Here is a 22,398-nt window from a genome sequence, read left to right as displayed (position 1 = left end):
TATCATTATTTAAATTAAAACAGTACATTTGGTAGTATGATCTATCCAAAACCTTATATAGCAATTTTTATCCTCATTACTTTTCTTTTTTCTTGTCATGAAAAGACAAAGAAAACGAGCGAACCGGCATTTAAAAAGGAAATTATCAAATTGGATGGCTATACAAAAGAAAATTATAATAAGCAATATACCTATTATTGGGTAGCGAAAGACACTTCGGATTTAAAGTTTACCCTATATGAAAGAAAATCTGACAGCACGGTTCTATGGACTATAAACCATGAAAAGCAAATCGATTTTTCGGTCTTACTGGACAGCCTGAACAATGCTATACCCGAGATCAGAAAAGACTTTGATCTGTATAAAATCAATAGTCTGGTGTTTGAACAGCCTTTGTATTATCCGGATCTAAACCGGGCTTTAACCACTTCGTACCAAAAGAAATTTGGTGAGACGCCAATAAACTATCCGAAACTTAACGAGTTTTTATTATCGGCTGCCATTACACCACAGCTGAATACATTTCTCAAGCCACTGCACAAAAAAGTAAAAAACTACAGTATGGAAAAATTTCATCTGCAAGGCAAGGAACAAATTATTAAATATTATCCCCATATGAATTTTGACAATTATCCAAGCTTTACATTATCTGGAATTGGGATATATGTGCATCTGGAAGAACTATGAGAACAAAAAAGGAAGATTGGAACTGATGATTCCGGTTAAAAACCATTCATCGTTTTACCACGTTATTATAAAATTCACCAATTTCATTTAACATTTCAACGATTATTTTTTATTTTCCCACAATTCTTTCAGAATACTATCTAAAAAAGAGTTCAAACTATTTAAAATACTGAAAAACTTCCGCGTAAATATTTCTATAAGTTTTTGTATTTTTATAAAATGAAATGTATTTTCTGCCGTTTCAAAGCCATGGTAAGAAAAGCCCAACCCTCTTATTCATGAAAAAATTAAATCCAAGTTATTTCGAATTCTTCTTTTACAGGTATGGAACTATTGTTATTGGTGTTCATCTGGTAATCCTATTGATTTATTTTTAACCAAAGAGGAAGAAGATCCTGTTGCTTTGGCTATTCCCAGTCTTGTTTCCTTTCTGTTTTTATTGTTTATATGCTCATCAGAGTACAGGATGCTGAAAAAAAATCTTTCTCTTGCCAATGTTTTTCTATCCGATGATAGCCTCATCATTAATGAAACTCCTTATCCTGCTGAGCAAATAGAAGAAGTAGCCTTTATGCCTGTAAGACATGCTTTGAACAAACTTCCAGCGTATTTTGTTGAAATTACAACCCATGATGGAAGTGTTTTTTATTTTCTTGAGAAAAATATGGGCTGGAACTTTGAATCACCTACCATTAAATTATTGAATAAACATCCTCTATTCTCTTTAAAAACAAAAGAAAAAAGTCAATCTTCAGAAGGCTTTTCAGCATTTAAAAAGCAGAAACAATCAGGAAGTTAGAAGTATCAAATGCATTTACAGAAGAGATTTTTCATGGAAACATTCTATGTGTTGTTTCATTGAAAAACTGATTATCCAATGAAATTCTCCTAAAAATAACCTGCGAAAATGCTGTCGCAGATTACAGCCTAAATATCCTATTTTGTATCAATAAAACTGTCACTTCATTTTACCCAATTAGCTGCCAATTGAGCGAGAAGCCCTGCTTTTTGAGCAATTCCCAAAGTGTTTGGAAAATCTTTATACTGTACAATGCCCTCTTCAGTAAATGTGATGAGTGCAATAGAAGATTGTATTTCAAAAAGTTCATTTGTTGCTAGTGATTTTCCCTTCGTAAAATACTCAACAGTGACTGTTGGGTTATCTGTGTGATCGTATATTTTGGTATAAACACTTTCTATTTCTATCAACTTGGTTAGTGGGTTTTGCTGTACATTATCAAAGTGCCTTTTTATATTTTCTTTTCCATCAATTACAGTTCCGCCATTAACTGTAACTGGTATTTCAAAAGTTGCATGATCTGTAAAATAGCTAACAAACCTATCGTATTCCCTTGTCTGTAAAGCGTTTGATAAGTCTTGAATAATTGCTTTTATTTTTAATTCGTTCATACTATTCATTAAATGTGTTATTACTTATTTTGAAATACAAATGGCCAAATATGCACTTAATTGAGAGGAAAGTTCAGTTGAGTGCAGCATATAGCCAATAGGGTTTCAATGAAACCAAATTAAACAAAAAAATGGAATTGAAAAGCATTGAAAACTAAAGAAATAAAGTCATTATAACCAGGTATAAGCTCACACTTTATCAATACAATACCTTGAACATAGCCATCAACTTAAATTTATTAATTTGGCAATAAAACATCATTCTAAATAAATTTATTATTACGATCTACCATCAAAAAAAATCTTTAAAATACCAATAATATATACTTCAATTCTCAAAAATATTTTTATAAAATGCAGTATTTATACGTAATCATAAAACTGGAAATTGAAATAAGTTTGTGCATCCAATTCTTGATAGTCTATCGAGTTATTTTATCACAATATAATGAAATATGTCAATAATTTATTAAAACCATATATCAATATCAAAAACTAAACTCAAATAACCGGAAACATGAAAATTAAGCAAATCTATTCCCTGATCGCTTTATGTGCAACAGTTGTTACCACATTTGCACAGATAGGGATTAATACCGACACTCCACACGCTACATTGGATGTTACAGGAAGTACAAACCCTCATATGAAAGATGGTCTTCTGCCTCCAAGAGTTTCTAAGCAGCAATTAGCAGAAAAAGATTCTGGAACTTATGGTAGTGATCAGATAGGTGCCATTGTTTATATCACAGACATCATTACCCCTAGCGGAATAATGCCAAGTATTGCACAAGTAGGCAGTATTCATAATACTGGTTATCATTATTTCACAGGATTACAATGGGTTGCAATTTCAACAAACATTTACAATTCAGATGGAAATCTTTCAGGAAACAGAATGGTAACACAAGATGCCAATACTTTAGCATTTACAGCAACCTCTGTCAATGCTTTCTCTATTGATGGAACTACTCTTTCCGTAGATGCAGCCAATCATAGAACCGGATTGGGAACCGCTTCTCCTGAAACAAGATTTCATGTAGTTTCTACCATTCCGTCCTCAAGCAGGTACAATTTGATGGATGCTACTGCTGGAACCAATCCCTACGGAATTGTGGCTTTAAGAAATACTTCGGCTTTGGCTACGGGAAACTATTCACTACTTGGGTTTACCAATAGCGGCCCGTCTTCAGGAGGAGCGAATTGGGTACTGGGATCAGTTCGTACAGGATCAACATTAATCAATGGCTCAGAAGAAGACTTCTATATTGGAAACTCCATTGGAGGGAGTTCGATTGAAAGAATGAGAATCAATCCGATAACAGGAAATGTGGGTATAGGTACCTCCTCTGCAACCAATAAACTACACATCAATGCTACAAACCCTGTAAGACTGGAAGGGCTTCAGGGAGCTTCAGGTACTGTTGGAAGTCTAAGTGTAAACAATATAGGTGTTGTTCAATTACGGAATTCATCCAATGTAAGCGCTGCAAGGGGAACTGGTATAGTGACAATAACTTTAAATAACACATTCACCAATGCAACAATTTCTGCAAAGACATTTGATAACCTTAGCGAAATGTCAGGAAATACTTTTACAGCCACTGCAACCGGTCTATATAAAGTTGATTTTATGATTAACTACCCTCAAAGAAATGCAAGCGAAGACGATGGAGATGGATATATGGGATATGCCCAAATTAGTTTAAACGGAATCCAACAGTCTTTTACAAGTACTAAAGTTACTCTCCCGGAACAAAATGGTGCTCCATCATTTGTTACCTGTACAAACTCAACTCTATTAAAGATGAATGCTGGCCAGATTCTATCATTTCAGGCACTTTCTTTTGGATCAACTCCAAATTCAACGAATATCGCAGCTCCTTTCATCATTAACGTAGCTCGATTAGAATAAAAATATAACAGATAAAAATTCCCATTTATCTTTATCAGGCAAAATTCTATGAACACAAAAAAATCGCCACTTTAAATAAGTGGTGATTTTTTTACTATTCCTAGACAGGATTTTATCAAATTAATCTAATTAAAGGAATTATAGCCTTCAATGGATCCAATATTTTCCTGATATAAGGCCATATATTATAGTATCAACGAGTAGCTATTATGGGTTATATATAAATGTATTTTCAATTTTTATAGCTTTTCAGTTGATGATAACTACTGTAATGATTGAAAGAAAATTTCGGATATTTTTTTTACTGCTATGCATTTCCGTAAATTTGACTTGTAAAAATAAAATAAATCTTAAATAAGATAGGAATGGAAAAGTACAATTACGGGATCATTGGTCTCGGAGTAATGGGAAGAAATCTGCTTTATAACATTGCCGATAACGGTTTTTCTACAGCGGGATTCGATTTGGACGAGGAAAAAGTAAGAGAACTTCATAATGGAGCAACTCCGGGAACTTCAGTTAAAGGAACAGCTTCTCTTGAGGAATTTGTATCAGTTTTGGAGAGTCCGAGAAAAATTATTCTAATGGTTCCTGCAGGAAAACCTGTAGATGCTGTTCTGGAAAGCATTACATCGCTTCTCAGCCCAAAAGATATCGTAATAGATGCGGGGAATTCTTATTTCAAAGATACTGAAAGACGCATTGCTGATTTAGCTTCTAAAAGCCTGCATTTTATGGGAATGGGTGTTTCAGGAGGTGAGCAAGGCGCAAGAAGAGGGCCAAGTATTATGCCTGGTGGAGATTTGGAAGCCTTCAATCTGTTAAAACCTATGCTGGAATTAATTTCAGCTAAAGTTAACGGTGAAGCTTGCACCGCTTACATGGGCAAAGGTGCTGCAGGAAACTATGTGAAGATGGTTCACAATGGTATTGAGTATGCCATCATGCAGTTGATCAGTGAAGCTTACGATTTGTTGAGAAAAGGAGCTCAGCTAACCAATGATCAGCTTTATGAGGTTTTCAAAACATGGAATGAAGGTGAAATGAATTCTTTCCTTATTGAAATCACAAGAGATATTTTCCAGCAAAAAGATGATTTAACAGATGGTTTTCTTGTTGATCAGATTCTGGATAAAGCCGGAGCAAAAGGAACGGGAAAATGGACTTCTGAGCAGGCAATGGAAATTGGTGTTTCTATTCCGACGATTGATATCGCAGTAACCTCAAGAATTTTATCAGCATATAAAGAAGAGAGAATAAAAGCTTCTCAATTATATCCTAAAGGAGAAATAACAACACCAGAAAATACAGAAGCGTTCATCAAAGAAGTGGGCGATGCATTGTATTTAGCCACTTTAATCAGCTATGCTCAAGGGCTAGCATTACTGGTAAAAGCTTCTGAAGAATATCAGTTTGAAATTCCTTTAAAAGATGTTGTTAAAATATGGAGAGGCGGATGTATTATCCGTTCGGTTTTATTAGAAAAATTCTATTCAGCCTATTCTAAAGATCAAAATCTATCTAATATTCTATTGGATCAAGGGATTTCGGAAATTGTAAAAGATAAAATTTCTTCGTTAAGAAAAATAGCTTCTTTTGCGGCTTCAAACGGTATTCCGAACTTAGGAACACAAGCAGCTTTAGGCTATTTTGAAGCGTATACAACGGAATCTTTACCGATCAATCTGCTTCAGGCTCAGCGTGATTACTTTGGAGCACATACTTACCAAAGAATTGACAGAGAAGGAGTTTTTCACACTTCATGGCAAAACGTAAATAAATAAATTCGGAAAATGAGCGACAATACAATCTTGCATCCAACCACAATTGTTATTTTTGGTGCAACGGGAGATTTGGCAAAAAGAAAGCTTTTTCCTGCATTTTATAATTTATATATTGATGGCAGAATGCCAAAAGGCTTTAATATTTTAGCGTTGGGAAGAGCCGAAAATACGGATGAAAAATTCAGAGCTTATATTAAAGAAAACCTGGAGAGCTTTTCAAGAAAAACAGTAACCAAGGAAGATTGGGCTGGTTTTCAGGCTCACATCAGCTACTTTCAACATCAGCTGGATGAAGAAGATTCCTATCAAAATCTGTATCAGAAATTAGAGAATTTCGACAAAGTTTATGGAATAAGAGGAAACAGGTTATTTTACCTTTCCATTGCTCCGAACTTTGTATCCGTCATTTCAAATCATATTAAGAACACTTCCATCGCTTCTGATCCTGCAAAAGATCGAATTATTATAGAAAAACCTTTTGGTCACAATAAAGAATCAGCTATAGAACTGAATAATCTTCTTTCACAGACTTTTCAGGAAGAACAGATTTACCGTATCGACCATTATTTAGGAAAAGAAACCGTTCAGAATATTTTAGCCTTCAGATTCGGAAATTCAATTTTTGAACCTTTATGGAATCACAGACATATAGAATCGGTTCAGATTACTGTTGCAGAAGAAGTAGGAGTAGAAACGAGAGCCAGCTTTTATGAGCAAACGGGAGCTTTACGCGATATGATTCAGAATCACCTTTTACAAATTCTTTGTATGGTGGCTATGGAACCGCCTGTTTCATTGGAGTCCGGTGAAATCAGAGATCGTAAAGTGGATGTTTTAAAATCAATTCGTAGAATTTCACCGGATAAAGTAGATCATTATGCCGTTCGGGGCCAGTACGGAAGAGGAAAAGTAAACGGAATTAAAGTAAACGGTTATCGTCAGGAAGAAGGAATTGCACCTGATTCCAACACTGAAACATTTGCTGCCATTAAATTTTATCTCGATAACGAAAGATGGGAAAACGTTCCTTTCTATGTTCGTACCGGAAAGAAAATGAAAGAAAAGCACTCTTATATTACCATTCAGTTTAAACCACTTCCCCATTCTACATTTTCAGAAAGCTCATCCCTTTTATCAGCTAACCGACTGATTATTAATATTCAGCCACAAATGGATATACGATTACAGTTTATGTCGAAAAAGCCGGGGCTTTCATTGGAATTGAAACCCGTAGAAATGATTTTTGATAATTTTGCCTGTCAGACTGATACTCCTGAAGCCTATGAAACACTTTTGTTAGAAGCACTTGTAGGTGATCTTACATTGTTTATGCGTTCTGATCAGGTAGAAGAAGCCTGGGATGTTGTAAAAACAATTCAGGAAACCTGGGAAACAACCAAGGATTCTTCTTTCCCAAATTACGATGCAGGAAGCTGGGGTCCTGATGACAGCAACGCCTTGGTTGAAAGACAAGGGCATCAGTGGGTTTAAAATTTAACTAAGAAAAAAATGGATATTACAATATTTGATACACTCGATACTTTATATAAAAAAGCAGCAGATACGTTCGTTGAGCTTTCCAAAAAATCTATTCAAAAAAACGGAAAGTTTGTGGTGGCTGTAAGCGGTGGCTCTTCTCCAAAAGCTATTTTCAGTTTATTAGCAACTTCGGAATATTCCGATAAAATAGATTGGAACAAAGTTTATGTTTTCTGGGTAGATGAAAGATGGGTTGCTCTTGAGGATGAAAAGAGTAATTTTAAAATGACCCTGGAAACTCTTTTGAATAAAGTTCCCGTTAATAAAGATCAAATTTTCCCAATGTATAAAGACGGAATCGATCCTGAAGAATACGCTAAAGAATATGAAACGCAAATCAGAAACGTGTTAGGTGAAGAAGGTGTTTTCGACTTTATCCTTCTGGGAATGGGTGATGACGGCCATACAGCTTCCTTATTTCCGGGAGAAGCGATTCTCGATGAAAAAGAAAAATGGGTGGCTGCTTATTATTTGAAGCCTCAGGAAATGTTCAGGATTACTTTAACTGAACCTATCATCAATAAAGCTGACCATATTTTGATTGTTACATTCGGCTCTTCTAAAAAGCATGCTCTGAATGAAGTTTTAAACGGAGAATACAACCCGAAACTCTACCCGCTTCAACTCATTGAAAAGAAAGACAGCGTTCAGATTTTCACAGACAAAGAGGCAGGGGCTTAATCGTATAAGCTTTTTCATTCAACGGATGTATTAAACTCATTAAGATAATACAGTATTAGCAAAAAAATAAAATATCGTCACTTATTTAAAGTGGCGATATTTTGTATATAAACAGATCATGAGAAACAATTTATAAATTTTCAAAACATGTTTACCTCCATTCTTCAAAATAATATACAAAAGAGCCTAAACTATTTATAATACTGAAAAACATCAATATAAATAATAGGATAAACTTTTGTATTTTTATGAAACTAAATACAATTTCTGCCTGTATGGCCATGAAAACCAAACACTATTATTTGTGAAAAAATTAAACCCTAGTTATTTTGAATTTTTCTTTTACCGGTATGGAACGATTATCATTTTTGTTCATATAGTCACAACGGCATGTTATTTTTTAAGTACACAAGAAGAAGATCCCATTACCTTAATTTTTCCTACCATTCTCTGTTTCATTTTTTTCCCACTTGTGTGTTTATCAGAATATCGGATGCTGGAAAAAAACCTTCCTCCTGCGAATGTTTTTCTCACTGATGATGGCCTTATTATTAATCAAAATCATTATCCTGCTGAGCAAATAGAAGAAATCACCTATATGCCTGTAAGAAATACTCTGAATAAATTTTCGGATGATTTTTTCGAAATTAAAACCAATGATGGTCGTATTTTTTATTTTCTGGATAAAAGTCCGAACTGGAAATTTGAATCGCCTACCCTAAAATTACTGAATAAACATCCCCTATTGTCTTTAAAAACAACCGAAAGAGAAGAATCATCAGATGGCTTTTCGGTGTTTAAAAAGCAAAAACAATCATAAAGTTCAATATCCAACACATAATATCACCCCATATTACCAACTTAAATTTTCTCAATCATGAAATTAGAATTATATCAAATAGATGCTTTTACAGAAGAGATTTTCCATGGAAATCCTGCGTGCGTTGTTCCATTGAAAAATTGGTTGCCTGATGAAGTCCTTTTAAAGATAGCCCGTGAAAATGCTGTGGCAGAAACCGCTTTCTTTATTGATAACGGCGATACCATTCACTTAAGATGGTTTACTCCCGAAATAGAGATGGATCTATGCGGACATGCGACCCTTGCTACAGCTCATTGCCTGGCTTCCATCTTAGATTATCCGAACAGCAGAATCGTTTTTGAAACCAAAAGTGGTGAGTTAATAGTAGATGTAAAAGACGGATTTTATTATATGAATTTCCCGTCAAGAATGCCTGAACCCTCTACTCTTCCGGATACTATAGTAAAGTCTCTCAATATACAACCTACAGAAGTTTTCAAATCAAGAGACTATGTTTTGGTATACGAATCGGAGGAAGATATCAAAAAGATCATTGTTGAAAGATCTATTTTGGATCTTATTAATTTGGATCCGGGAGGTGTTGTTGTAACTGCTGCAGGTACAGACAGTGATTTTGTTTCAAGGTATTTTACACCGCAGTCATCCATCCTTGAAGATCCTGTAACCGGTTCGGCACACTGTTCACTTATTCCATTCTGGTCATCAAGATTGGGGAAAGATCAACTTTTCGCCCGCCAGCTCTCAGAAAGAGGTGGTCAGCTTTATTGCGAAAACAAAGGCGAAAGAGTGATTGTGGCAGGTAAAGCCAGAACTTATTCTATGGGACATCTTTGGATTGAATAATGTATTTTATCAGAAATAAAGTCCTCATAAAAAGCACTAATTAATTGAAATTGGTGCTTTTATTTTTCTAAACCATTTTATATCTTTAAAGAAAGGCTCGACATTTCCATTCATGAGATCACAAAGAAAAAGTTTATTATAAAATTAAATAAAATATGAGAATTGCAATATTCGGTGCCCACAACGTTGGCAAAACCACTTTGGCGGAAGAACTTCTGGAATATCTTCCGGATTATACCTTTGAGGCAGAACCTTATTATCAAATGGAATTATCTGGTTATGAATTTTCAGAAACTCCTGATCCTGAAGACTTCGTTGAACAATTCAATTATTCATCAAAACTGATTTCGCAATGTGAAGACCATGTGATATTTGACAGATGCGCCATTGACATCTTAGCTTATCTGCATGTTCTTGATCCCCACAGAAATATTCAATTTTTCTTTGAAAGAATGCAGGCAATCATTGCTGAAATTGACCTTTTTATATTTGTTTCTATTGAAGAACCGGATGTGATCCCTTTACACCACATAGAGCTTCCAAAACTCAGAAGTCAGGTCAATGATTTACTCTATGATTGGATCAGTGATTTTGGAATAAAAGTAATTAAGGTCAATGGTACATTATCTAATCGCAGAGATCAGGTACTTGATGGAATTTTATCCACTACTGACATATAGCTGTCAATGATACTGCTAATTTTGTTGTATTAAATTGGATCATGCATGGTATTTCATGTAAATTCTGTCTGTCATATGACACAGATTATCAAATTTTCAAAAAATAAAAGCAAAATAGCAATACAATGGCAACAGATTTAGAAAAAAAGAGCATTATCATACATACAAGACAAGAATGGCGTGACTGGCTGATGCAGAACCATCGTTCATGCCAAAGTATATGGCTTATCTGCAATACTAAAAAATCTGGCCTTCCTACCGTCAGCTGGAGTGAGCTTGTGGATGAAGCTCTTTGTTTTGGTTGGATTGACAGCACAAGAAAAACCGTCGATTCCAACTCATTTATGCAGTCGTACAGCAAACGTAAGATCAAAAGTAACTGGTCTAAAATCAATAAAGAAAAAGTTCAGAAACTTATAGATGAAGGCTTAATGCAGCCCGCCGGACTTGAAAGTATTGACATTGCAAAGCAAAATGGTTCATGGACAAGCCTGGACAATGTTGAAGAACTTCTCATCCCTTATGATCTGGAAAATGCTTTTACAGCCTACGACGGTTCAAAAGATTATTTTTTAGGCATGAGTAAAACAGTAAAAAAAATGATGCTGTACTGGGTGACTTTTGCTAAACGACCGGAAACCCGTCAAAAGCGTATTAATGAACTGGTAAAACATGCTGCAAAAAAACAAAAACCAGAGCAGTTTCGATAGTCTTCCATTTTTAACATAACCGGAAATATTCGAAACTTCATCAACTGAAGCATTTCTGTAACTCATAGCTTTCAAAGCTAAATTAAGAAATCACATTCAGAGGAATCTCACTCATCTGATATCTTTCTTTTAAAATAAGAAGATAAATATCAATTTCTGAAGTCTTAATTGATTAAATTAGCAATGAATTAAAATGCGTTAAGACTTCTATGAAAAATATATTCGGTGTATTGCTACTTTCCATGGTACAGCCTGTACTGGCACAAACGAAATTAGAAAAAGCAATTACCAATCTTGAAAATAATTACGATCAGGAAAAAGTATACTTACTGACCGACAAAACCCAATATGCCGCTGGAGACAAAATCTGGTTTAAAAGCTTTGTATTTGATGGCTACAACCGTTCTCCTCTATCTACAACTCTATTTGTTGAACTGTACAGTGCTGATAAAAAATTAATAGACTGGAAAACCGTACTTCTCACCAATGGCGAAGGCAGTGGGGATTTTCAACTCAAAGAGGATCTTCCTGAACAAGTCTATTTTGTAAGAGCCTATACTCCTTACATGACCAATTTTAACGAGGATTTCCAGATGGTAAAGACCATTCCGGTTTACAATCCCAATTCTCCAGAATCATTAGTGATTTCTAAAAGTACAGATTGGTCTGCAAAAGCTTTTCCTGAAGGAGGAACTTTCATTAATGGTATTCCTACAAAATTTGCAGTAAGATTATCAAGTGATGCTACTTTGCCGGAAAACTGGACAGGAAAAGTAATCGATACCCAAAGCCCGAAGGTTCCTATCACTACATTTAAATCTTTTGATAAAAATGTGGCAGCCTTTACCATAACTCCCGGTTTAGGAAAAAAATATCAGGTTGTTATTCAGGATAACGCTGGAAAAACTAAAACAGCAGATCTTCCACAAGTTGCAGACAGCGGCCTTCATTTAGAAGTTAACAGCTCTAAAGAAGGAGTTAAATATACTTTAAAAGCAGTTAATTTAAAACAACAGCTTCAAAACTATAAAGTAGTAGGAACTATCAACAATCACCTTGCCTACAAAGCCAATATTAAGCAGATAAACAATGAAGTCTCAAGTCTCATTCCTACAAAAATAAGCAATGGTGCGAATGGTGTTTTACAATTAACTATTTTTGATGATCAGGACAACCTGGTAGCCCAAAGACTTTGTTTTATAAAACCTAATAATTTAAAGATTGAGAAAGCAGAAATTATAGGCCAGAGTATAAAACAGACTCCAAGATCTTTCAATAGTATTGATCTTTCCCCAGAGTCTTATTTTAAAAATTATACTGTTTTAGTTAATGAAGACGACGGAAGCAATAAGCCTGAAGAAGAAAATATGCTGAGTGCGCTTTGGTTAACCGGAGATTTTACTACCAAAGTAGACAGCCCGGCACAGTATTTCTCCAAAAGTGCCAATACTGAAGCTTTGGATGCTCTCCTTATTTCTGAAAATTGGAAAAGATTCGACTGGAACTCCGTCCTGAGTGGATCGGTGCCAACCATTAAAAATAATTCTCAAAAATTTCTTTCTTACAAGGTAAAACCTATTAAAAACAATGCTCTGATGATCAACTCTACTGTCACTTTAATGTTGAAATTAGGGAAAGAAGCTCCTTCTATTAATCCATTTAAAACGGATCAAAACGGGTATGTTTACTTAAATAATCTTAGCTTCGATGATCCATTGGAAGTTTCTGTATTTGCTAATTCAGATAGTAATAAAGAGGCAAATGCGGATAATTTATTTGTGACAGCAGAACCACTGGTTAATCCCATAGAATTTACAGGTCATTTCCCAAGCACAAAATATAAATTAGTTAAAAACAGTGGAAACAAAACACTTCCGCCAAACATTTCAAGAGCTATTAACGCTCAAAAAAACACTAAGAAAATAGAAAATGCTGAGGTAGAAATTGAACAGGTAAAATTAGTAGGAAAAAAGAAAGATCCAAAAGAAGAATTAGACAAACAACTCTCCAGCGGAATGTTCAGTTCTGTGAATTCCACCATATTTGACTTTGTCAATGAAAACCAATCTGTTGCCGGATACACCAATATTTTAGACTGGCTGCAGGGAAAAGCTGCCGGATTAACATTCCAAAAAAATAATTCAGGTGCTAATGTTCCCTATATTCGAGGCCAACAAGCTAAGCTATATCTAGATGAAGTACCTACTGATGCTTCAATGATCGCCACCCTTCCTGTAAACAATATTGCCATGGTCAAAATCCTTAAAGGAGCAGGATTAATAGGTGATGCAGTAGCCATTTATACGATGAAAGGGAATATGCAATCTAAAGCCAAGGAAAAAGAAACCAAGCAAACGAACAACTCATCCATTATAAAAGGCTATGATAAACCTTCCGAATTCCTTGTTGAAATGATCGATGAGAATGCGAAGGTTGAAAATGACACCCGCGAAACTCTTTATTGGAACCCTAATTTATTTGACAGCGATTACGTACCGCCAAGAATTAAGTTTTTCAATAACGACAGTGCTAAACAATATAAAGTTTTGATCATCAGTTTTGACGAAGACGACAATATCCTTTATGATCAGCAAATTTTTAAATAGGATATTTCACTATATAAAAAGCCTTTCAGTTTTCTTGAAAGGCTATTTTATTATTTAAATTCAAACTTATTACAAGCTTTACGGTCTGTTTATTAAAAACTTAAATAAAATTCATATAATTTTTGAATTAATGCCTAGATTTAAGCCGGTTCAAATTAAACTATCCAACTATCCATGATCACTAAGAAAATTAAATTGTCTGTTCTTCTGCTTTCAGTCCTTTTTTCATCTCTGGCTCCTGCACAAGCAATGGAAAACCCGCATTATACAACTGCTAAAGCCCCATTCATGAAGAACAATATATTCCTATCAATGGAATCGAACAATGGGTTACCATCAGCGGAAATCCATCCAAACCTATTATTTTATTCATTCATGGCGGTCCGGGAAGTCCTATTACGCCTTATATTGATGTTTTATACAAAGACCTGGAAAGAGATTTTATTATTGTTCAATGGGATCAGCGCGGATCAGGAAGAACGTATGGCCATAATAATCCACCTGAAGAACTCTCTCCGGAATATTTACAAACTCACCCGCTTACCTTACAGCAAATGACTGATGACGGCGTTGCCCTTTCTGAATATCTTTTGAAACATCTTGGAAAGAAAAAAATAATTCTTTCTGGTACCTCCTGGGGATCCGCCCTTGGAGTAAAGATCGTATCCCAGGCTCCACAACTATTTTATGCTTATGTAGGACATTCCCAAATCGTCAATCCGAACTTCAGCACAGAACGATATTCAAAACTTTACAAAATGGCTGAAGACAGCAATGACAATGATGCTCTGAAGATATTGAATACCATAGGACACCCTCCTTATTCCAGTGCAAAAAATATAGGCCAGCTTTACAGAGTCATTAAAAAGTATGAAAAAGCCAATTCTACGCCTGCTCCAAAAAATTGGTTTGCACTAGATCCTGCCTATGATAATGACAAGGATAATAGAGATAGAGAAAATGGAGATGATTACTCATTTGTTAATTTTGTTGGTGACAAGAAACTTGGAGTACAAGCCATGGCAGAATCCATTGATATGATGAAAGATAACTTACATTTTAAAATTCCTGTTTATCTTATTCAGGGTGATGAGGATATCCTGACTCCCAAAGAAATGTCTACAAAATATTTCAATGCGATAAAAGCTCCTAAAAAGGAATACTTTTTATTACCCAAGGCAGCTCATGGCTTTAATCAGACAGTGGTAGATACTCAATATAAAATATTCAGAAGTATAAATACAAATTAAGAATCCAATCATATCAGCAACTAATAAACCTATTCATCATGAAAACCTCAATTGCATTCTTAGCCCTTCTTATATCAAATTACTTTTTTTCGCAAACCATTCATTCTGAAAAATTAAATAATTATTTCAATTACATTGAAAACAACAATTTGGGAGTGGGTCGTTTGTCGGTATTTAAAAAAGGGAAAGAAGTCTATGCTAAAAGTTTCGGTCAAAAACATATTCCTGAATTAACGTATGATAAAAACACCAGATATCAGGTAGGTTCTGTTACCAAGATGATGACCGCTGTTTTAATCTTTAAATTAATTGAAGCTAAAAAATTAGATTTAAATGATAAACTGTCAGCGTTTTATCCGGAAATTCCAAATTCAGATATCATAACCATCAAAAACTTATTAGAGCATACCAGCGGATTGGGAAGTTATGTTGTAAAAGACGGAGAAGTTTGGGTAACAGAAAAGACCAATGATCGGGAAATTATGGATCTCATCATCAAACAAGGGAAAAGCTTTGAGCCTGGTGAGAAAGTAGCCTATTCAAACTCTGCTTATTATCTCCTGACTAAAATTCTTGAAAACAAGCACCAAAAACTATTTTACCAAATACTTTATTCAGAAATTGTACAACCTCTGGGACTAAAAAATCTAGCTTCCTTCAAACCGGATCAAAAAAATGTATTTCTACCTTATCGATATGAAAATAATTCATGGACGGTTCTGAAAAAAGAGATCAACTTACTCAATGTAATTGGTGTGGGCGATGTTTCTGCGACTCCTTATGACCTGAATATTTTCATCAATAGTTTATTCCATAATAAGCTCCTAAAAAAAGAATCTCTGGCATTGATGCTGCCTGTACCGGGAAAAGAAAATTGGGGAAGAGGTATCGCGATCTGGGATTTTAATGACCTTATATTTTATGGTCACGGTGGTGATACATTAGGATCCCATGCCATTCTTATTTACAACAAAGAAGCTGATCTCTCCATCGCTTATGTTACTAATGGAGAACGCATTAAAAAAGAAGAATTCATACAAAATGTCGTTGACCTGCTTTATAATAAAGAAATTAAACTTCCGGAAATAAAAGATAAACCGTAATAGGTATTAAAATAATAATAAGCCAAACAATACACGGAGATCTAAACATCACAAAACTTTTTAACAGTATTTTTCAAAAGAAAATGCTAAATATTCCGTTTAATTCTTAAATTTAGGCAATGCAAAAGAATTTTTATCTCATCATTATATTATTTTCTCTTACCAGCTGCTATACTTATCAGGTAAAAAAGCCAGCGGCTCCTACCACAGACAATAGGCAAGAATTGAAAAAGAACTCAGCTTCCGCTAATAATGCTTCCATGCAAATGAAGAGTGCAACATCTGAACTTCAAAGCCTGAATTCACAAGAAGCGCCTGCCCCAATCAATATTCAAGAGAAACTTGCCCCTAGTAAAAATGTTAAAATTGATGTTGATGGCAGAAGCTATAAAGTCATTGTTGACCGATGGGAAAGCGACAGTTTGGTCGTACATCCGGTTAATAGCCCTAAAAAGACGCTGAAATTCCATAAGAATCAGATCAATAGCGAAAAAATTGCAGAAAAACGTTTTTCAGAACCTTTATCTAATCTTCTTACGTTTACTATTTATGCCGGAATTGCTGCCGGGATCTTATATCTTGTACGCTAGTTATAAAGCTGATTCAACTTGCAACCGCTAAATTTTAACAACACAGGCACATAGATTTCTTAAATGTATAAAGCTATTCCTATGTATCTATGTGGTTAAAAAAAATTAATCAGCTACGATATTTTAGAAAATGTTAGTAAAAAATAAACAATATCCTTGTCAAGGTTTAAAACCTTGACAAGGATATCCCAAACAAATCTTCTTCACACAAAGCAAAAGCATTTTACCTACCCAAGATTTATATATCTGTTTCAGAAAAAGGATCTTTCACTCCTCTCCTTTCCAGAATAAGATGTGCAGCATCCAGCATTTTAATCAAATGGATATACGGATTGATGATATTTCTTTCCGGTAGATTCTTATATACACCCCCTGCTACCGCACGATTGTATCGTGTGGTTTTATATTATAAATCAAATGTTCTAAAAACAACAATATGATCTAAGATTCCTTTTTCATCAGAATAATCTATAGCACTACTATATCTATAATCTTCCGCACGAAAAACTAAACCCGCCTCCACAGGGTTTTGATGTACCCTGCTACTGCACGATTGCATCGTGTGGTTTCTATATTACAAATCAAACATTCTGAAAACAACAATATCATCTAAAAGACCCTTTTCATCAGAATAATCTATAGCACTACTGTATCTATAATCTTCCGCACGAAAAACTAACCCCCCTTCCACAGGGTTTTGATGTACATAATTAATCTTCTGATGAATCACTCTGTTGCTCCACAACTCAATAGGGTTATTATCATGTCTCCAAAATTGATATTGACTTACATTCGAAGTTTTTGCACCTTCTTTAAGGAAGAAATCTAATAAGAATTCTTTTCTGCTTTCTTTAGGATTTTCTTTGATTGCTGCCACAATTGCCTTGCTTGTAAATCGTTTCAAATCACCAATCAGAGCTTCAGGTTTTTGTCCATTTACACTTCTGAAAACTAAATGTACATGGCTTGACATGATACACCATGCATGTATTTCCATTCCTTTACTCTGTTGGCAAAACCTTAAACTTTCTAATAGAATTTCTTTGTATTCATTTCTAATAAAAACATCCAACCAACCTACGACAGCAAAACTTATGAAATATAATCCTTCAGGATTGTGAAATTTGTAATTACGACTCATCAATTATGTTTTCATAAATATAAAAAACTTTGTGAGAAAATGGTTGAGATAAAACCACACGATGCAATCGTGCGGCAGCGAGGGGAAAAATATATTTCTTTGAAATCTGTAAGAAATTCCATGAAAGTACTGATGCAAAATTTTAAGATGATTTTTATTTTTGCTGTTTACGGGAAGCCGTAATTTACTACTACATAAATTCTATAGTTTTGTGATTACTAATTAATAAATCATTTTTATGGAAACAATTAAAGCAATTAAACCCGGGCCAAAACCTAATAAACAAGATGGTACTCCTGACAAAAGACCTAGAGTAACACCTGCAAATAAGCCAAAGCATCCTGCATTAAAACCTCATATACATAAACCAGGAGATTCAAAATAATACAACAAAAATAAAAGCTAGAAATATGAAAATGCTTATTTATCCTAAAATTGAGAATCCAACAGATGATAAAATAAAAAAGTTTAGGCAAAAAATTCTCGATAGCTTAGTTGAAGATTCAACCACTTGGGCTAAACTTGAAAGAAAAATAAATCTTAAAGACAATGTAGAACTTCCATTGTTTACTCATATAAAGGAACAATTTAAAAATGAGCCCTTCTATTTTAGATTTGGAGACGACTATGTTTCTCTTAATTTTGAACGTAATAAGGACAAAAACTCTAAATCAATGATTATTGGAATGCTAACCTATTATCTAATCTATAATCTAAATGATATAGTTGAAAAAATTGAAATTAAATAGTTATAACAACAAATTTTTTATTTGACAAAACTAATTATTTGATTATAGCTCATTTGACACAATGATCCCACCCTCCGAAGTCTCCCGACTTCGGAGATTTTATTTCAAGCAAACCTTAAACAATACTGTAAAACTTACTTTCCAGACTAGAGCTTCCTAATTCCCAAGACTTGCTTCAAGCGTTTAATTTAAAGTCATTTAAATAAAACAATCGTAGTTTTACTACAATTTTTCAGATTTAACGAAAATTTACATTTTGTAATATTTTTTTTATCTAACTTCGGTGACATAAGACCGCTAAAAAAACGCACCAAATATTATGAAAAACACCTCAAATTCTGAGAAAGTTTCAGAAAACCACATTTCGGGCATCAACCGTGTGGTAAAGCTGGAAATTGTGGTTGAGGGCAAGACTATCAATCACTATAAACACTTTCGTTTGCAGCAGAGTGCAAGAAAGCACCATGATTTTGAACTGGTATTGGCTCATGACTCTTTAGGGGAGGTACAAAACCACAACCTTCAGCAGGCCCAAAAGTTTTTAGGAAAAAGAATCACCATTATTTTTAGATATAAAGATTACGAAAATGAAACCCCTGAAAGAACATTTGTGGGCATCATTACCAAAGTAGCCTTCAGTCAGGAAAAAATGAGTCTGGGAAATATTATCTTAAAAGGAATGAGTCCTACGATTCTGATGGATGCAGCTCCTCATACTCAAAGTTTTGGTGGTGGCCAGTCTGTGAATACCAATATTATTGCAGACCGGATTATCAAGGAAACTTTAGGAACAAGCAAATTTGATTTCAGGATAGATACCCAGAACAAAAGTTATATCAGCTACAGCGCTCAATACAACGAAACGCATTACAATTATCTGACAAGGATTGCAGAAGCCTATGGTGAGCAGTTTTACTATGATGGAGAAATCCTTCATTTTGGCAAGCTTCCGCCTTCTGAAAAACCTATCCTATTGGTCTATGGCAGCAATGTCATTGATGTGAACGTTGAACTGAGAGCCGTTCATACCAAACCTGAATATTTTGGCTATAACAGCAGCAGGCATACCAAAATGGTGGGTGCTGATGATAAAATCAACCATTTGGGGGAACTCTCTTCCAAAGCCTATGAACTGAATGATACTATATTTACCACCCGTTCATTAACCCCTACTCCTATCAACCCCAACGTATTCCTTGATGTTGATGATTCCCAGAAAAGTGCAAGAGGAAGTAAGGCCGTAGAGGTTTTTACCGTTTCGGGAAAGACCACTGTTCCGTTCCTTTATATTGGCTGTGTGGCAGATTTGGCAATGAGAAAAACCGACAGCAATGAAACTTCTCATTTTACAACATTAATGATTACAGAAGTAAGCCATGAAGTGGATGCAAGAGGATATTATAAGGGAAGCTTTGAAGCTATTGCTGAAGGAACGGGTTTTATGCCAAAACCTGATTTCGAAATGCCTAAAGCAGAACCACAAGTAGCCACCGTGATTTCCAATGTAGACCCATTGAATCAGGGAAGAGTACAGGTAAGGTTCGACTGGCAGCTAAATGATACCACCCACTTTATCAGAATGATGAGCCCTGATGCAGGAGGAACAGATGCAATCACCCAAAACAGAGGTTTTGTAGCCGTTCCTGAAATTGGCGATCAGGTCATGGTAGGATTTGAATACCACAACCCTGATTTTCCATTTGCTATGGGAGGGATGTTTCATGGGCAGGTAGGTCTGGGCGGAGGCCTTGACAATCATCTGAAGTCTATACAGACCAGAAGCGGTATTAAGGTGTTAATGAATGATGCTGATAGAAGTGTTACCATTAAAGACCCAAGTGGAAATACCTATTTTATGGATGGCCAGGGGAATATCAATGTTACCGCACCGAAGAATATGACTTTCACGGCAGGAGAAGATATGCACATTTCAGTGGGAAGGAATATGACCACCAAAATTGGACAGGACAGCACGCTGAATATAGGAAATGATCATACCGAATCGATTACAAAGAGATATACTCAGACCTCTGAAAATAAAATCGTTACTGTAAAACAGGATCAAACAGAAAGTACAGGCAGTAAATTTAAAAGCATTTCCGGAGAAGCCGACATACAGACCTCAAAAGGTGATTTGAAACTGAGAGGAACTTCATTGGCTGTATTCCAGGGCGGAAAAGACGTTAAAGTAAGTAAGGGTTAAATCTATCCGAGGGATGAAAGTCAATTTTTCATTGGCCACCCGCAAAGATGATAATCACCTCAACCATTGAATCCAATCCAAAATAGCAACACATGGAAGATCAGAAAACTTCAACGCACGATCAAAAGCTTTCTGAAAAAAGAGCAGAACAACAGAAAAAATCCAGCGAACCTTCTCCTACCGAAAAAAGAGAAATGGTAATGAACGGAGCTACGCTGAAGTGCCCCTATGCTCAGGGGCCGGGAGAGCTGAAAGTGACCTCCAACGAAATCAACCTTCAGGATCAGCCATTTGCAACAGTAGGTGATGGAAACAATATGGTTAATCTTCAGTTTAAAGGAAACTGCGGACATCCCAAATGGCCGGCCAGAAACATGTCTCCCCCACCCTGCATGAGTGTTATTAAATTAACTCCATGGGAAAACCCGGGAACCACTAATATACAGGAACAGACCGTTTTGGTAAAAGAGTCCTATATCAATTGTGACCCTGAATTTAATTCTGCTTCTCCATCACCGATTCCGAAAGCCGAAAGTATAAAAAGTGAGATTCAGAATAGTAATGCTCCTAAGATCCTTGATGCTTATTTCGTAAAATGGACAACCGAGAAAGGAGCATCCGTTGAAAAGGAAGAAGAAGTATTCAATAAAAAGCTGGGCAAGAAAGTTACAGTTAAAAAGAAAGTGGATACGACTAAAGTAACTGCAGAAAAAATATCTGAACGAGGCCTCAGTTACCAGGTCGCTTTAGTTGTTGAGACTGAAGGACTCACAGGAAAGAAGATAAAAGTTAAGGTGAAAAGTGGTAAGAATAAAGTCTTATCAGACGTCAATACCGAGGTAGGTTTAATTGACTTAAAAGAGGTAGAAAAAGTGACAGATGCTTCAAAATATGCCGGCATAAAAGCAAAAACAGAATTTGAGGTAGAAGTTGATAATCTGGCCAATGACTCCACGATAGAAAATGCAAGTCAATTTAAAAACAAAGCAGTGGTTAAGCTGATGCTTAATCAGCGTGCGGATGATTTGTCATTTAATTTAGCCAAACTCATTGCTGCAAGCCCTGACAAAGAAGCTTCCGTCTATATTGAAGTAACTTCTGATGAACCCAAAGTTGAATATCTTGGACAACAAGGAAATGGCAGCTTAAAAAATACCTTCTTAAATGAAGGTGGTCAATATTTTAAAATCAAATACTTTGAACAGCCATGGATTGTGAAAGCTCGTGAAGAACAAGAGCTTGGCGTATCCGAAGCCACCCACTGTTCGAAGATTGTAGATGAATATCACGCTATCAACCGACAAAATAAGCCCAAAGCCTGTGCTGATACCGGTAACAGTTCCTGGTGTGCCTCATTTGTGGGCTGGTGCTTAAACAAGAGCGGATATTCTGCTCAATTAGATCCGGGAGCTTATTCATACGGTGAAGAAAAAACCAGATACAGACAAGGGTTTAAGAAAAATCCAACCGATAAAAAAGGGTTGGAAAAAGAAGAATTCGATGATCCGGTATGGGGAAAACTGATCGCAGGGAATAAGCCTTTGCTGGGTTCAATATGTGTTTTATCCAATAAACATCACGTAAGTATGGCTGTTGGAAAGAGCAGCGATGGTAAAACCATATATTATCTCGGAGGAATCAGGGAAACAAAGTTTGTGTAGGATCTTATTCAGACAGAACCTCA

20 protein-coding genes are annotated in these 22,398 nt (G+C 35.4%); 18 read left to right on the top strand and 2 right to left on the bottom strand.

Annotated features, from left to right (window positions below):
• Nucleotides 1-36: 36 nt before the first annotated feature.
• A complete protein-coding gene (locus tag QWZ06_RS09020) occupies nt 37-687 on the top strand; it encodes a hypothetical protein (RefSeq protein ID WP_290297363.1) in 651 nt (216 codons plus the stop codon).
• Between the two features lie 466 nt (nt 688-1,153).
• Nucleotides 1,154-1,486 carry a hypothetical protein gene (locus QWZ06_RS09015; protein WP_290297361.1) on the top strand — a complete coding sequence of 111 codons (333 nt, stop codon included), beginning with the start codon at nt 1,154-1,156 and terminating at the stop codon, nt 1,484-1,486.
• Between the two features lie 164 nt (nt 1,487-1,650).
• Here QWZ06_RS09015 and QWZ06_RS09010 read toward each other — a convergent pair whose 3' ends face one another.
• Nucleotides 1,651-2,097 (bottom strand): nuclear transport factor 2 family protein, encoded by a 447-nt coding sequence (locus tag QWZ06_RS09010; RefSeq protein ID WP_290297360.1) that lies wholly within the window; start codon nt 2,095-2,097, stop codon nt 1,651-1,653.
• A 517-nt stretch (nt 2,098-2,614) separates the two neighbouring features.
• Here QWZ06_RS09010 and QWZ06_RS09005 point away from each other — a divergent pair.
• The 12 genes from QWZ06_RS09005 (at nt 2,615) to QWZ06_RS08950 (ending at nt 16,621) form a co-directional block, all read left to right on the top strand.
• Nucleotides 2,615-4,012 carry a phage tail-like protein gene (locus tag QWZ06_RS09005; protein ID WP_290297359.1) on the top strand — a complete coding sequence of 466 codons (1,398 nt, stop codon included), beginning with the start codon at nt 2,615-2,617 and terminating at the stop codon, nt 4,010-4,012.
• Between the two features lie 365 nt (nt 4,013-4,377).
• Nucleotides 4,378-5,796, top strand: coding sequence for an NADP-dependent phosphogluconate dehydrogenase (gnd, locus tag QWZ06_RS09000; RefSeq protein ID WP_290297357.1), 1,419 nt, complete (start codon nt 4,378-4,380; stop codon nt 5,794-5,796).
• Between the two features lie 9 nt (nt 5,797-5,805).
• Nucleotides 5,806-7,287: a glucose-6-phosphate dehydrogenase gene (gene zwf, locus QWZ06_RS08995; protein ID WP_290297355.1), complete on the top strand. Its 1,482-nt coding sequence runs from the start codon at nt 5,806-5,808 to the stop codon at nt 7,285-7,287.
• An 18-nt stretch (nt 7,288-7,305) separates the two neighbouring features.
• Nucleotides 7,306-8,016 carry a 6-phosphogluconolactonase gene (pgl, locus tag QWZ06_RS08990; protein WP_290297354.1) on the top strand — a complete coding sequence of 237 codons (711 nt, stop codon included), beginning with the start codon at nt 7,306-7,308 and terminating at the stop codon, nt 8,014-8,016.
• Nucleotides 8,017-8,509: 493 nt separating this feature from the next.
• Complete coding sequence (locus QWZ06_RS08985) at nt 8,510-8,836, top strand: hypothetical protein (RefSeq protein ID WP_290297351.1); 327 nt, start codon at nt 8,510-8,512, stop codon at nt 8,834-8,836.
• A 57-nt stretch (nt 8,837-8,893) separates the two neighbouring features.
• Nucleotides 8,894-9,682 (top strand): PhzF family phenazine biosynthesis protein, encoded by a 789-nt coding sequence (locus QWZ06_RS08980; protein ID WP_290297349.1) that lies wholly within the window; start codon nt 8,894-8,896, stop codon nt 9,680-9,682.
• A gap of 155 nt (nt 9,683-9,837) precedes the next feature.
• Nucleotides 9,838-10,362, top strand: coding sequence for an AAA family ATPase (locus QWZ06_RS08975; protein ID WP_290297347.1), 525 nt, complete (start codon nt 9,838-9,840; stop codon nt 10,360-10,362).
• Nucleotides 10,363-10,487: 125 nt separating this feature from the next.
• Nucleotides 10,488-11,072 carry a YdeI/OmpD-associated family protein gene (locus QWZ06_RS08970; RefSeq protein ID WP_290297345.1) on the top strand — a complete coding sequence of 195 codons (585 nt, stop codon included), beginning with the start codon at nt 10,488-10,490 and terminating at the stop codon, nt 11,070-11,072.
• Nucleotides 11,073-11,281: 209 nt separating this feature from the next.
• A complete protein-coding gene (locus tag QWZ06_RS08965) occupies nt 11,282-13,678 on the top strand; it encodes a TonB-dependent receptor plug domain-containing protein (RefSeq protein ID WP_290297343.1) in 2,397 nt (798 codons plus the stop codon).
• A 284-nt stretch (nt 13,679-13,962) separates the two neighbouring features.
• The gene (locus tag QWZ06_RS08960; RefSeq protein WP_353960008.1) at nt 13,963-14,928 is read left to right on the top strand and encodes an alpha/beta hydrolase; all 966 of its coding nucleotides are present in this window, start codon (nt 13,963-13,965) and stop codon (nt 14,926-14,928) included.
• A 38-nt stretch (nt 14,929-14,966) separates the two neighbouring features.
• Nucleotides 14,967-16,031 carry a serine hydrolase domain-containing protein gene (locus tag QWZ06_RS08955; RefSeq protein ID WP_290297341.1) on the top strand — a complete coding sequence of 355 codons (1,065 nt, stop codon included), beginning with the start codon at nt 14,967-14,969 and terminating at the stop codon, nt 16,029-16,031.
• A gap of 119 nt (nt 16,032-16,150) precedes the next feature.
• Nucleotides 16,151-16,621, top strand: a complete 471-nt coding sequence (locus QWZ06_RS08950) for a hypothetical protein (protein WP_290297339.1) — start codon at nt 16,151-16,153, stop codon at nt 16,619-16,621.
• Nucleotides 16,622-17,195: 574 nt separating this feature from the next.
• On the opposite strand, the gene QWZ06_RS08945 is transcribed toward QWZ06_RS08950, so the two are convergent.
• Entirely contained in the window at nt 17,196-17,762 is a 567-nt protein-coding gene (locus tag QWZ06_RS08945; RefSeq protein ID WP_290297337.1) for an REP-associated tyrosine transposase, read from the bottom strand.
• A 238-nt stretch (nt 17,763-18,000) separates the two neighbouring features.
• Between QWZ06_RS08945 and QWZ06_RS08940 the strand changes: the two genes are divergently transcribed.
• The 4 genes from QWZ06_RS08940 (at nt 18,001) to QWZ06_RS08925 (ending at nt 22,375) form a co-directional block, all read left to right on the top strand.
• Complete coding sequence (locus QWZ06_RS08940) at nt 18,001-18,147, top strand: hypothetical protein (protein WP_290297335.1); 147 nt, start codon at nt 18,001-18,003, stop codon at nt 18,145-18,147.
• A 25-nt stretch (nt 18,148-18,172) separates the two neighbouring features.
• Nucleotides 18,173-18,511, top strand: coding sequence for a hypothetical protein (locus QWZ06_RS08935; RefSeq protein ID WP_290297334.1), 339 nt, complete (start codon nt 18,173-18,175; stop codon nt 18,509-18,511).
• Between the two features lie 319 nt (nt 18,512-18,830).
• The gene (locus tag QWZ06_RS08930; RefSeq protein ID WP_290297332.1) at nt 18,831-20,714 is read left to right on the top strand and encodes a type VI secretion system Vgr family protein; all 1,884 of its coding nucleotides are present in this window, start codon (nt 18,831-18,833) and stop codon (nt 20,712-20,714) included.
• Between the two features lie 92 nt (nt 20,715-20,806).
• Nucleotides 20,807-22,375, top strand: a complete 1,569-nt coding sequence (locus QWZ06_RS08925; protein WP_290297331.1) for a PAAR-like protein — start codon at nt 20,807-20,809, stop codon at nt 22,373-22,375.
• Nucleotides 22,376-22,398 lie beyond the last annotated feature (23 nt).

The sequence above is a fragment of the Chryseobacterium tructae genome (assembly GCF_030409875.1).
Taxonomy (GTDB): Bacteria; Bacteroidota; Bacteroidia; order Flavobacteriales; family Weeksellaceae; genus Chryseobacterium; species Chryseobacterium tructae.
The sequence above is the reverse complement of the archived record's forward strand: the minus strand, read 5'-3'. Positions and strand labels throughout refer to the sequence as shown.

What these genes read in the sequence shown, in the direction of transcription:
- QWZ06_RS09020 (WP_290297363.1), top strand. Translation starts at nt 37, where the DNA reads ATGATCTATCCAAAACCTTATATAGCAATTTTTATCCTCATTACTTTT.
- QWZ06_RS09015 (WP_290297361.1), top strand. Translation starts at nt 1,154, where the DNA reads ATGCTGAAAAAAAATCTTTCTCTTGCCAATGTTTTTCTATCCGATGAT.
- QWZ06_RS09010 (WP_290297360.1), bottom strand. Translation starts at nt 2,097, where the DNA reads ATGAACGAATTAAAAATAAAAGCAATTATTCAAGACTTATCAAACGCT.
- QWZ06_RS09005 (WP_290297359.1), top strand. Translation starts at nt 2,615, where the DNA reads ATGAAAATTAAGCAAATCTATTCCCTGATCGCTTTATGTGCAACAGTT.
- gnd (WP_290297357.1), top strand. Translation starts at nt 4,378, where the DNA reads ATGGAAAAGTACAATTACGGGATCATTGGTCTCGGAGTAATGGGAAGA.
- zwf (WP_290297355.1), top strand. Translation starts at nt 5,806, where the DNA reads ATGAGCGACAATACAATCTTGCATCCAACCACAATTGTTATTTTTGGT.
- pgl (WP_290297354.1), top strand. Translation starts at nt 7,306, where the DNA reads ATGGATATTACAATATTTGATACACTCGATACTTTATATAAAAAAGCA.
- QWZ06_RS08985 (WP_290297351.1), top strand. Translation starts at nt 8,510, where the DNA reads ATGCTGGAAAAAAACCTTCCTCCTGCGAATGTTTTTCTCACTGATGAT.
- QWZ06_RS08980 (WP_290297349.1), top strand. Translation starts at nt 8,894, where the DNA reads ATGAAATTAGAATTATATCAAATAGATGCTTTTACAGAAGAGATTTTC.
- QWZ06_RS08975 (WP_290297347.1), top strand. Translation starts at nt 9,838, where the DNA reads ATGAGAATTGCAATATTCGGTGCCCACAACGTTGGCAAAACCACTTTG.
- QWZ06_RS08970 (WP_290297345.1), top strand. Translation starts at nt 10,488, where the DNA reads ATGGCAACAGATTTAGAAAAAAAGAGCATTATCATACATACAAGACAA.
- QWZ06_RS08965 (WP_290297343.1), top strand. Translation starts at nt 11,282, where the DNA reads ATGAAAAATATATTCGGTGTATTGCTACTTTCCATGGTACAGCCTGTA.
- QWZ06_RS08955 (WP_290297341.1), top strand. Translation starts at nt 14,967, where the DNA reads ATGAAAACCTCAATTGCATTCTTAGCCCTTCTTATATCAAATTACTTT.
- QWZ06_RS08950 (WP_290297339.1), top strand. Translation starts at nt 16,151, where the DNA reads ATGCAAAAGAATTTTTATCTCATCATTATATTATTTTCTCTTACCAGC.
- QWZ06_RS08945 (WP_290297337.1), bottom strand. Translation starts at nt 17,762, where the DNA reads ATGAGTCGTAATTACAAATTTCACAATCCTGAAGGATTATATTTCATA.
- QWZ06_RS08940 (WP_290297335.1), top strand. Translation starts at nt 18,001, where the DNA reads ATGGAAACAATTAAAGCAATTAAACCCGGGCCAAAACCTAATAAACAA.
- QWZ06_RS08935 (WP_290297334.1), top strand. Translation starts at nt 18,173, where the DNA reads ATGAAAATGCTTATTTATCCTAAAATTGAGAATCCAACAGATGATAAA.
- QWZ06_RS08930 (WP_290297332.1), top strand. Translation starts at nt 18,831, where the DNA reads ATGAAAAACACCTCAAATTCTGAGAAAGTTTCAGAAAACCACATTTCG.
- QWZ06_RS08925 (WP_290297331.1), top strand. Translation starts at nt 20,807, where the DNA reads ATGGAAGATCAGAAAACTTCAACGCACGATCAAAAGCTTTCTGAAAAA.